This window comes from Streptomyces sp. NPDC086077 (genome assembly GCF_040686175.1).
In the GTDB taxonomy this organism is placed as follows: domain Bacteria; phylum Actinomycetota; class Actinomycetes; order Streptomycetales; family Streptomycetaceae; genus Streptomyces.
Genome location: NZ_JBFBJT010000196.1, coordinates 1 through 10,924 on the forward strand (window position 1 = coordinate 1; position 10,924 = coordinate 10,924).

The 10,924-nt window shown below is 68.9% G+C and carries 11 protein-coding genes and 1 pseudogene; 8 read left to right on the top strand and 4 right to left on the bottom strand.

All coding sequences use genetic code 11. The features are described from left to right. The 3 genes from AB0O67_RS33790 to AB0O67_RS33800 form a co-directional block, all read left to right on the top strand. Positions 1-218, top strand: a 218-nt coding sequence (locus tag AB0O67_RS33790) for a multicopper oxidase domain-containing protein (RefSeq protein WP_365458700.1), incomplete at its 5' end; no start/stop codon positions are given. 163 nt (positions 219-381) lie between these two features. After that, positions 382-834, top strand: a complete 453-nt coding sequence (locus tag AB0O67_RS33795) for a MarR family transcriptional regulator (protein WP_365458703.1) — start codon at positions 382-384, stop codon at positions 832-834. A 197-nt stretch (positions 835-1,031) separates the two neighbouring features. Beyond that, complete coding sequence (locus tag AB0O67_RS33800; RefSeq protein ID WP_365458706.1) at positions 1,032-1,682, top strand: NAD(P)H-binding protein; 651 nt, start codon at positions 1,032-1,034, stop codon at positions 1,680-1,682. An 87-nt stretch (positions 1,683-1,769) separates the two neighbouring features. Here the strand turns inward: AB0O67_RS33800 and AB0O67_RS33805 are convergent, their stop codons facing one another. Then, positions 1,770-2,144, bottom strand: a complete 375-nt coding sequence (locus tag AB0O67_RS33805) for a peptidase inhibitor family I36 protein (RefSeq protein ID WP_365458709.1) — start codon at positions 2,142-2,144, stop codon at positions 1,770-1,772. A gap of 187 nt (positions 2,145-2,331) precedes the next feature. After that, positions 2,332-2,637 carry a DUF6355 family natural product biosynthesis protein gene (locus AB0O67_RS33810; RefSeq protein ID WP_365458712.1) on the bottom strand — a complete coding sequence of 102 codons (306 nt, stop codon included), beginning with the start codon at positions 2,635-2,637 and terminating at the stop codon, positions 2,332-2,334. A gap of 327 nt (positions 2,638-2,964) precedes the next feature. Here AB0O67_RS33810 and AB0O67_RS33815 point away from each other — a divergent pair, with 327 nt between their 5' ends. The 4 genes from AB0O67_RS33815 (at position 2,965) to AB0O67_RS33830 (ending at position 8,702) form a co-directional block, all read left to right on the top strand. Next, entirely contained in the window at positions 2,965-3,876 is a 912-nt protein-coding gene (locus AB0O67_RS33815; protein ID WP_365458715.1) for a LysR family transcriptional regulator, read from the top strand. 326 nt (positions 3,877-4,202) lie between these two features. Then, on the top strand, positions 4,203-4,544 hold the full coding sequence (locus AB0O67_RS33820; RefSeq protein ID WP_365458718.1) for a DEAD/DEAH box helicase family protein: 342 nt from the start codon (positions 4,203-4,205) through the stop codon (positions 4,542-4,544). A 473-nt stretch (positions 4,545-5,017) separates the two neighbouring features. Next, positions 5,018-7,126: a S8 family serine peptidase gene (locus AB0O67_RS33825; protein WP_365458721.1), complete on the top strand. Its 2,109-nt coding sequence runs from the start codon at positions 5,018-5,020 to the stop codon at positions 7,124-7,126. A gap of 304 nt (positions 7,127-7,430) precedes the next feature. Continuing rightward, positions 7,431-8,702, top strand: coding sequence for a hypothetical protein (locus AB0O67_RS33830; protein WP_365458730.1), 1,272 nt, complete (start codon positions 7,431-7,433; stop codon positions 8,700-8,702). A 498-nt stretch (positions 8,703-9,200) separates the two neighbouring features. On the opposite strand, the gene AB0O67_RS33835 is transcribed toward AB0O67_RS33830, so the two are convergent. Together AB0O67_RS33835 and AB0O67_RS33840 are read right to left on the bottom strand one after the other, a co-directional pair. Beyond that, positions 9,201-9,557 carry a nucleotidyltransferase family protein gene (locus AB0O67_RS33835; RefSeq protein WP_365458724.1) on the bottom strand — a complete coding sequence of 119 codons (357 nt, stop codon included), beginning with the start codon at positions 9,555-9,557 and terminating at the stop codon, positions 9,201-9,203. A 246-nt stretch (positions 9,558-9,803) separates the two neighbouring features. After that, a pseudogene (locus tag AB0O67_RS33840) lies at positions 9,804-9,997 on the bottom strand (alpha/beta fold hydrolase); the annotation flags it as partial. Positions 9,998-10,232: 235 nt separating this feature from the next. On the opposite strand from AB0O67_RS33840, the gene AB0O67_RS33845 reads away from it, so the two are divergent. Next, positions 10,233-10,811 carry a hypothetical protein gene (locus tag AB0O67_RS33845; RefSeq protein ID WP_365458727.1) on the top strand — a complete coding sequence of 193 codons (579 nt, stop codon included), beginning with the start codon at positions 10,233-10,235 and terminating at the stop codon, positions 10,809-10,811. Positions 10,812-10,924: the final 113 nt, after the last annotated feature.

Sequence of the window (10,924 nt, forward strand, 5' to 3'; positions counted from 1 at the left end):
ACGCCAACACGCTCGTCACCGTCGCCGGACGGCTCGCCAGGCAAACGGGCAAGGTGATGTATCACTGCCACATCTTCGACCATGAGGACGAAGGCATGATGCGACCCTTCGTGATCATGCCCTCGTCGGTGCACAAGGTCCACCACATGCTGATGGAGATGAACAGTGCCATGAGCACGGGCCACACGTCGCAGCAGCACTCCGGGATGAAGATGTAGCACACGCACGCGTCGCGAGTGCGGTCTCCTCCCGCCGGCAGCCTGGGGAGGAGACCTGCCGATCAGCCCGTCGGCGGAGCGCACGAGAGGAGTGGAGTCCAGCGCTTCACCGGCCTGACCGTGATCACCGAGGCCCCACCCCCGGTCCGCCTACACTGAGCGCATGGCGACGACGATCGATCCCCTCAACCCCGACGAGGAAGCATTCCTTCGGGCGCTCGGAAGGGTGATGACCTTCCTTCCTCGCGTCGTCGACGCCGACATGCTCGAGGAGCAGGAGATCACCGGCACCGAGTACATGGTCATGGTCCATCTGTCGGACGCCCCGCACCACCAGCTCTCCATGAGCGAGCTGGCCAAGGCCTGTGGACTTTCCATCAGCGGCATGTCGCGGCTGGTGAACCGCCTGGAAGACCAAGGACTCGTCCGCCGCGCGCGGTCTCCTGAGGACAGACGGTCCCTCCTCGTCCTGCTGACGCCCCCGGGACGGACCCGGCTCGAGCAGGCGTGGCCCACCAATCTCGCCAGCGTCCGACGGCACGTTTTCTCCCGACTGCAGGGATGTGATGTCGCCGCCGCTGCAGAGGTGCTGGGACGCATCGCCCCCGGCCACTAGCGGGTCGGTGGACGCGGGCCCGCTGCTCACACTGCGTTTCGGCGGGCATCACTTCGTATGCGAACCAGCCCAGCCCTTCCGAGAAGACAACAGCGAAACCACCAACTGGGCTCGACTTTCGTCGACGCCCCATCGCCGCTCGGCGCGGACTGCGGAAAAATGGGAGTCGTGCTCTCGATGAGCGAAAGGGGAGCATCGTGTCCAAGATCGCCCTTTTCGGAGCCGGCGGCACCATCGGCTCCCGCATCGTTGATGAGGCGCTCAGCCGCGGCCATCACGTCACCGCAGTGGTGCGCGACCCGTCGAAATACACCAAAACGGACGACCACCTGGCCGTGACCACAGGCGACGTCCTGGACCCCCGTTCCGTCGCCTCCGTCGCCGCAGGACAGGACGTGGTGGTCAGCGCAGTCGGCGGCGGCAACGGGCCGGGCCACATCGCCACCATCAAACCCAGTGCAGAATCACTCGTCACCGGACTCCGCGAAGCGGAAGACCACCCTCCGCGACTCATCGCGGTCGGCGGCGCCGGCTCACTGCGCACACCGGCCGGCAACCTCGTCTGGGACGCCGAGGGACTGCCGGAGGACCTTCTCCAGGTCATGCATGCCCACGGGGACGCACTGGACGTCTACCGCGGCGTGAGCGACCTTGAGTGGACGAACTGCAGCCCCCCGGCGTCGATCCAGCCCGGCGAACGCACCGGCACCTACCGCACCGACCAGGACGATCTGATCGTCGACGACGACGGCAACAGTCACATCAGCGCCGAGGACTACGCCGTCGCCATCGTGGACGAGATCGAAAAGCCCCAACACATCGGCGAGCGCTTCACCGTCGGCTACTGACTCGCCGCCTGCCGTCACGCCCAGGAGGCGCAGTGACATGGGAGCAGGCCCGCAAGGTCCGCCAGGGTGACTCAGTGGGGCCGGGCCTCAGCACTCCCCGCGCCACGTGACTCCCGTGATCACGACGCCTGGGGCGACATCGCCGCTGTACGTGCCGGGGCCGGGGTTGTAGTGGACGCAGAAGTTGTCCTGCAGCCCCTGCCAGTCGTAGTGGATGTCGACGTGGTCGTAACCCGGGGACGGGTAGCCGTTGTTGAAGAACGACTGGTAGTACGCCCGCCCGCTCCAGTTCCCCGCGGTCCTCACGACCATGGGGCCCGTGCGCTCCGGACCCTGCCAGGCACAGAAGTAGCCCCGGGGGCAGCCCGGCGGGTCCGGTTCGGCCGAGGCGCTGGGCGCGGAGGCGAAGACCGCCGCGAAGGCGGCGGAGACGGCGGCGATGCTCACGGCAGAAACGCGCATGACTGGTCCTCGAAACCTTTTGGCGTGGTCGGTGGTGGTCGTGCCGTGCAGCCGGGTGGGAGAGGCGGGCGGCCTGCTCGGCATGCCCGCCTCCCCGGTCCGCACGTGCGGTGACGCAGAGCGCACCACGGTGTTGCCGCTGTGTCATGTGGCGGTGTCGACCGCCTGGGCGGACGGCCGTGGTGTGTCAGCAGTCCCCGACGTAGTGGGCGTAGTCGATGTCGTCGGTACTGCCGAGGTTGGTCTCACCCGGTCCGACGCATTGGTAGCGTTCGGTCGTGGTCCAGTCCAGATCGATCTCGATGATGATGCGATTGGTGCCGCAATGGCCGTAGTAAGCGGTGCCCCCCGCCTCGTAGTAGCCGCACGCCATGGCGGAGACGTCTCCCGCGGGCGCGGCCTGGGCGGTCGAAGTGAGCGCCGTGCCGGCGAGGGCAGCGGCGCTGAGGACGGCCGCGGCGATGCGCAGCGAACTGCTGACTTTCTTACCCATGAGACTCCTTGACGACTGGTCCAACGGAACGATGTCCCGCTGGTGATGCTCTTCTCCTGTGGCCGGCACCGGTCTCGCGGCCGGGGCACGGGGTGACGGAGGAACACATGCGACATGCGACATGCCCGGCAGACCATGCCTGTTGCCGTCGTGCGGGGACATCGGAAGGACATCGCCCGTTGTCCGCCGGTTCCTCCGGCTTTTCGGGCGACGTCAGAAGCATGCAGGAGGGGCGCCATCGTTGTCATCGGGTTCGATCATGGAGATTCCTCACCGCGCGATAAGGAGGACGTTATGGCGCCAGGCAGGGGAGCCGGAGCGAGGCTCGTGAGCGCTGCGGAACCCAGCGTTCACCAGTTACGGCTGTTTGTGACGCTGGGCGAGGAGCTGCACTTCGGCCGCGCCGCGGCGCGCGTGTTCATCTCCCAGTCCGCTCTCAGCCAGCAGATCCGCGACCTGGAGAGGCGGCTGCAGGTGCAGCTCTTCCGGCGTACCAGTCACACGGTCGAACTCACCGCGGCCGGAGAGGCGCTGATGCCCGAAGCCCGGAAAGCCGTCGCGGGCATCGACCGGCTCCGCCGTGTCGCCGGCGCGCAGTCCCGTCAGCTCTCCGCCAGACTCACCGTCGGAGCCGTCGGGGCCGAGGCCGCCATGCCGCACACGCGGGCCGTCCTGCGGATTCTGAAGGAACGGCAACCCGGGACGGAGATCCAGGTGGTCACTCCGAACTTCGTCGACCACATCGATGCTCTCTTCCGTCAGGAAGTCGACGTGGTCTTCCTGCGCCCGCCCGTTCCGGAGGGTGTCGAGACCCATCACCTGGCCTCCGAACCACGGGTGGCCTGCCTGCCCGCCGACGACCCCCTGGCGGCCCTGCCGCGGGTCGCGCTGGAGCAGCTCGCCGACCGTCCCGTGGTCGGCATGCCGCAGCGATTACCGCGGGTGTGGCGGGACTTCTGGGCGGTGGACCCACGCCCCGACGGCAGCCCCGTGAAGTACGGGCCGGTCGTCCCCGACATGGAAGCGCTGCTGCACACCGTGGCCGCCGGCGAGGCCATGTGCTTCCTCCCCGCCGCCGCCCGTGACTTCTTCCCCCGCCCCGGCGTCCGGTACGTGGACGTCGACGGACTGGGACCGTCCGTCTCGTCGTTGGCCTGGCTCGCCGCCCGCCGCGAAGCGCCCACGATCATGGCCGCCCGGTCCGCCGCCCGTACGTACTCCCAGCGCCCTGGTCACTGACCCGCCGCTCTCGGTCCAAGGCTGTCGTCACTTCCGGCTCCCTTCACGTCGGATTCGTGCGAGGTGTGGGCGAGCCCGATGCGGAGGAGGTGGAGTCGGGGGCGACGCCTCGGGCCCGCCCGAACACCGGCCGAGCGCAGTTCGACGCCCTCTCCCGGTGCGCGCCGACTCAGCGTGCCGGCTGGTAGGTCGCGATGATCACCCCGCTGCGGCCGGGCGCTCACCAGCCGCAGCTTCCTCAGCGCCGCGTCATCGGCGAACCCTATAGCTCGCCTACGACGCCACCTGACCCGACGTCCCCGCACCGCACATAGGAAGGCCGGCCCGTGAAGCTTCGTCCTCACCAGCGTGAAGCCGTCGATGCGGTACTCCGCGCGCTTGAAGCACCAGCGAGAGGGACCGTTCCCGAGCAGGGACTGCGGACTCAGGTGATCGTGGCGACCGGCACCGGGCAGACCCTCGTCGCCGTGCGCAGCGCGGAGGAGCTTCGTGCCGGCCGTGTGCTGGTGTTGGTGCCGTCGCTGGACCTGCTCGCCCAGACCGAGGCCGCGTGGCGCGAGGGCGGACGCGTCGGCCCGATGATCGGGGTGTCGTCCCTGCGTGGTGATGAGGCGGGCTTCCCGAACACACGGGCCTGGAGGAGCTGTTCTCCTGGGTGCGGCCGTTGACCGGACCCGCCGCAGCCGGGAAAACCACCAGCCTCCCTCCCGTCCTGAAGCGGTCGGCCCGCCCCCATCGCCATATCTCACACACCACGGGATACAAGCCACCGCTCTGACCCATCGAGCACTTCGCCAAGATTCACGCTGACGAGCTGAAGTCATAGTGCAGAACGGGCATGTCGCTGGAGACAGGGGCAACTTACCGGGAGATGTGATCGCCGTCCTCGCTATGGCCATATGGGCACCGACGCTAACAACTGTTTCCCGGCACCTCAAGTCCTTTACACCCGGCCTTTGCTGATGATCAGATTCGGTCGATCACTTCAGGAGGGCATGTGTTCGTTCCCTTTGTTCGAAGATCTGCGGTTTGTCTTGCCGCTTGTCTGGTCGCAGGGCTGGCAGCCCCTGTGGCGGCCCGCGCCGAGGCCCCAACCCAGCCGCTTCCTTCCGCTCCAGCCGGACAGGGCAGCGCGCAGCGCGTGCCGGTCTCGGTGACGCTGATCACCGGTGACAAGGTGAAGGCGACTCAGGGACCCAGCGGTGCGGTGTCGGTGGACGACGTCCAGCGTGCGGCGGGGGCCAAGGGTTCGGTGCGTGTCGCCGTCGAGAACGGCGACACCTATGTGTATCCCGACGAGGCCATGCCCTACATCGCGACCGGCCGTCTCGACAGACAGCTGTTCAACGTCACGCAGTTGGTGACCCAGGGCTATGACGACGCTCGCATAGGCGCGCTGCCGCTGATCGTCATTCAGTCCGGGAGTGCGACGGCCCGCAAGAGCGACACGCTGTCGTCCGGTACGGCTCTGCCCGGGGCGAAGACCACCTTGGCCCTGCCGTCTCTCAACGGGGCTGCCGTCGAGGCGCAGCGGTCGAAGGCCGCTACCTTCTGGTCGGCGCTCACCGACACCGGACAGAACGCCGCTTCGCGGTCGGCGGCACGGACGGCCGGGAGCGCGGACGACGCGGGCGGTCCCTCGTTCGCCGCGGGTATCGACGAGGTGTGGCTCGACGCCAAGGCGAAGGCGACCATGGCGGAGACCAACGCGCAGATCGGCACCCCTGAGGCCTGGAAGGCCGGTGGCACGGGCGAAGGCGTCCGGGTCGCCGTATTGGACACCGGCGTGGATGCCACGCACCCGGACCTGGTCAATCGCATCGTGGCATCCCGCAGCTTCGTCGAAGGCCAGGAGGTCGCCGACCGCAACGGTCACGGCACCCACACCGCCTCCACCGTCGCGGGGACCGGCGCCGCCTCCGGAGGGAAGGAACAGGGAGTCGCCCCGGGCGCGGACCTGATCGTGGGCAAGGTCCTGGGCGACAACAACTCGGGGTACATCTCCGGGATCGTCGCCGGCATGGAGTGGGCGGCACGGACCGAGCACGCCAAGGTGATCAACATGAGCCTGGGCACGCCGACGTGGCACACCCAGGACGACCCGCTCAGCCAGGCGGTCAACAAGCTGACCGCCAAGACGGGCGCGCTGTTCGTCATCGCCGCGGGCAACGCGGGCAACTCCCCCTACACCGTGAGTGCCCCGGGCACCGCGGACGCCGCGCTCACTGTCGGCGCGGTGGACTCCTCCGACGCCCTGGCCCCGTTCTCCAGCGTCGGGCCGCGGTTGAAGGGCGACGGCCTCAAGCCCGACCTGACCGCGCCGGGTGTCGAGGTTCTCGCCGCGAGTTCGCAGCAGGTCGAGGGGGCGGAGGGCTTCTACCGGACGGAGAGCGGTACCTCGATGGCGGCGCCGCACGTCGCCGGTGCGGCGGTGCTACTGGCTCAGAAGCACCCGGAGTGGTCGGGGCGCCAGATCAAGGACGCGCTGATGAGCACCAGCGCGCTGACCCCGGCCTACACGCCCTACCAGGCAGGCGCCGGTCGATTGGACGTCGCCGCCGCCTACCTCAAGGACCAGGTGATCGCAACCGGGTCCGTGGACGCGGGGCTGGTGCGCTGGACGAAGGACCAGAAGCGCAATCCGGTCGAGCGGAAGATCACCTACACCAACACCACGAACAGCTGTCACGTTGCGGCTCGCGGTGGACCGCGGTGCCTCGCCCGCTGGGCTGTTCACCCTGGCCGCCGACCGCGTCACGGTCCCGGCCCGCAGCACCTCTTCGGTCGAGGTCGTCGCGGACCCGAAGGGGCTCGGGGCGGGCCTGTACGCCGCCCAGGTCACCGCGCGTTCCGCGGGCGGCGCCGTGCACACGGCCCTGGGAATGTCCGTCGAGTCCGAGAAGTACGACCTGACGGTCCGTCTGAAGGACAAGGCCGGCAAGCCCGTCAGCGGCGAGGTCGAGATTACCGGCGCCGACGGGACGACCACCGTCATGTGGGTAGCGGACGGCAAACTCACCAGCCGCTGGGCCCCCGGCTCCTACACCGTCGTCTCCACGATGGATGTCGAAGGCCGCAACGGCCCGCACTCCCTGGGTTACGCCGTCCTCACCGCGCCCGAGGTGGACCTCAAGGCCGACCGGGAGGTGGATCTGGACGCGTCGCGTATCCGCCAGGTCAAGGTGGACACACCCAAGCCCACGGTCGTGACCACCAGCCGGATCGACCTGTACCGCTCCTTCACCTTTAACGAGCCCACGCCCAGCGACGCTCAGGCGCTGCATCAGGTCGTTCTGCCCTCCCCCGAGTACGACAGCCTGTGGGCGCTTCCGACCAAGGGCAAGGTGAAGAAGGGCAGCTTCGTCTTCACCACCCGCATCCGCGCCAAGCAGACCCCGCTCAAGATCACCTACGGCGGGCGCAGTCTGGACGACACCCTGCTGGTACAGCCGGGTTCCGCCCAGTTCCAGGAAGGCGCCTCGAACGTCGAGGCCGTCTTCGCCGGCACCGGCCGGGCCGCCGACTACGCCGGCCTGTCCGCCCGCGGCAAGGCCGTGGTCGTCCGCGCCGACGCCAGGGTGACCCCGGCGGACCAGGCGGCAGCCGCCCGCGCCGCGGGGGCGACGGTGCTTCTCGTGGTCAACGACGACGACGGCCGCATGATCGACTGGTACGGCGACCCGGACGGCAAGACGACCGGGCTCCTCCCCGTCGCCTCCCTCACCGTCGACGAGGGCGAAGACCTGATCAAGAAGATCACGTCCCCGGGGAAGACCAGGCTGAAAGTCGAGGCGCATCCCTCCCCGCAATACCTGTACGACCTGGCCGACTACCACCACGGCGGCATCCCCGACGACCCCTCCGCGGCAACCGACCCCGGCAGCCTCGCCCGCATCGACAACGTCTTCACCTCGCCCACCGGCCAGCGGATCACGGAAAGCCGCGAGGACAGTCCGTCATACGAGCACTGGCCGGCCGCCTACCCCTATGCCAACGCCCCCGGAATGACGCGCGTACCGCCGTTCCCGAGGGAACCGGCCGAGCCGGGGACGCGCACCGACTGGGTATCCGCCGGCGACGGCGTGAAATGGCAGCAGTACGCGGATGTCGACGGCTGGTCGACCTTCACCGACATCGTCAGCTACCGGCCGGGCAGCGTGCAGAGCGAGCACTGGTTCGGCCCCCTCATCCGGCCCCGGATGGCCGGCTTCGAACTCCCGCACCGTGTCGGCAACGCCATCGGCGGAATGGTCGCGGGCTTCGGCGACGGAGGTTCCGCCCACAGCGGCAGCAGTGGACTGATGGCGCGGAGCTTCTCGCTTTACCAGAGGGGCCGACTGCTGGTGCAGGGCGGCCCGCGGCACGACTTCGGGGTGGGCGACCTTGCCCCACAGAAGCTCCCCTACCAGCTCGTGGTGGACACGCGGGGGAACACCGACGTCACCCCCTACTCCACCACCACGCACACGGAATGGAGTTTCCAGTCCGGCACCGCCGACAACCAGGCGATCCCGCTGGTCCAGCTCGACTACGGGACGGCGGTGGACCTCGCCGGGAGGGCCAAGCGGACCTCGGTCTTCTCCGTCAAGCCCGTCGTCCTGGGCAGTGACGCCGCCAAGGACGCGGTATCCTCGGTCAAGCTTGAGGTGTCCTACGACGACGGTGCCTCCTGGCGGGCGCAGGACCTCAAGGAGAGCAAGGGCACCTGGCAGACACAGCTCCACGCGCCGGCCCGCGCGGGTTACGTGTCCATCCGCGTCACCGCCAAGCAGCACAACGGCGGCGGCATCACCCAGACCGTCACCCGGGCCTTCGGCCTGAAGTAGCACCCAGACGGCGGCCGGTGGCCACACCCCCATGAGAGGCCTGGACACCGGCCGCCGCAGTTCATTCCGGTGCCACACCTAGCCTGCTTGCCGGAGCGGACCGAAGACGAGAATCGCCTACAGGACGCTGATGTCCCCGTCCGTCCCCCAAGCGTTCCCCACGAAAGGAGCCGCCACAGCTCCGGTCAGCAATCCCGCCCAGCGGGCGCAGCGGTCGGCCGACGACGCGGAAAGCACCGTTATCTGCCCGGCGCAGGCACTCACTCTCTCGCAACCCTCTTCGCCGCCCCCGCCGACCACGCACCCGGCTCTCCCCCAGACCCGCCCGCCGCACCGACAGCACCTCGAAGTCTGCAGAGACAGGCGGCAACGACCGCAGCGAGCGTGCAGACAGCCAGAAGCAGTCGGCACCCTGCGAATCATCGGGAGCGGCCTTCAACCGGCTCTCCCCCATCCTGTCCATGCTGATCCGCACGGCACAGCTCACCACCAAGGAAGTCAGCAACCGGATCGGCTGCTCGCCGTCCTACCTCTCCGCTCCTGTCCGGCACGCATACCGACCTGGGAACTCACCCGCAATCTCGACCTCTCGGGAAGGTCGGCGAAGACCTTCTGCCCAGTCTTGATCACGGCGTCCTCAGCTTCCCAGGACAGGTCGTAGTCCTTGATGCCGCGGGTCGGCGGCCTGTCCGTGACCACGTTCCACACGGTCTGGAACAAGCGCCCTGCCGTCACATAACACCCAGGCAGATCCAACGTCGCAGTCCGAGCCAGCACCTCCGTCAGCACATCGCTGCGCGACAGTACCGCGCGCAGGGACTCAAGTTGCTCGTCGAGAGGAAGTCGGCTGATCACCAACCCTGCCTACCACGGCTCGCTCTGCCTCCACGCGACGCGGCACGGCCTCCCGCGCCATTGCAAGTGATGACGTCGAGCTCGACGCCCTGCTCCAGGGGCAGGGAGGTCGTCGAGTGCACGGGTGCGGGTGGAGCAGAGGTACTTACTGATCGATTCAGAATGAAGTTCGGCGTCGTCTCAAGCAGATGAGGCTGCAGGCGAGTTGGAGCAGGTTGAGGTGGATGTCCGCGCGTACGGATGATGCTCGCTCGCACCGTGCCCGCGCTGATCGACCGCGACGACCCGATACCGGGCAATCAGCCGCGAGGCCACCACCTCCCACTCACCCGCATGACCGGCCAAGCCCTGCAGCAGCACGACCGGCTCCCCCGGCCCGCCCGGTCCCGGCAGACAAGCCGAACCCCGTCGCGCACCACCACACGCTCGGACCACACCACGACCGCCCCCAGGAATCGTCTCGCCCCGATCATGCCCCGACAGCCACGAGCCGCGCTCAAGGCCGCCCTTCTCGAAGGCGCGCCGCCATGAAACACCGGCCACGTCCGCGGCGACGGTGCCCTGCGACCGCAGCGGGGCAACTGCCACTGTCAGACCCAGGTGGCAGCATCACCGAAGTGAACGCCCTGAGGCGTCCTCAACTCACCTCCGTCGCCACGAAGAGGAGCATTCCCCTTGCGACTGCATCGCGTAGCGCCCGGCATCGCCGCGGGCATCCTCGCCCCGGCCCTCCTGCTCGCCACCCCGTCCTTCGCCGCCACGGCGGCACCGACCGCGGTGACGGTGTTCTCGTCCACGGACGAGCCGGACGCCGACGACCTGAGGGTGGCCATAGTCCGGATCCTCGCCGACCCGGACAGCGGCCGGCGTGTGACACGAGAAGCCAACGCCCTCCTGGACGCCAACGACTCCGACGCGATGCGCGCCTGGCTGAAGACCGGCTACCCCATCGCCCAGGCCGAGGACGACCGCGTCGCCATCACGCGCCTGCTCGCCGACCCCGACAGCGGCCGGCGCGTCATCGCCGAGGTCAACGCCCTCCTGGACGCCAACGACTCCGACGCGATCCGCGCCTGGCTGAAAACCGGCTACCCCATCGCCCAGGCCGAGGACGACCGCGTCGCCATCGCCCGCATCCTCGCCGACCCGTCCATCAGCCCGGCCCTGCGCGCGGCAGCCAACGCCGCCCTCGACGACAACACACCCGAAGCGCTGCGCCACTTCCTGGAAGTCGGCAGGTACCAGGTCGCCTGACCGGCACGGCGCCGCACCACAGCGCGTCGCCCGGGGCACCCCCTGCCGCACGCCCGGTCGCCGGAACGCCGAGAATCCGGGCGGGGCCGCCTGCACCTCTGTGTGCCGGCGGC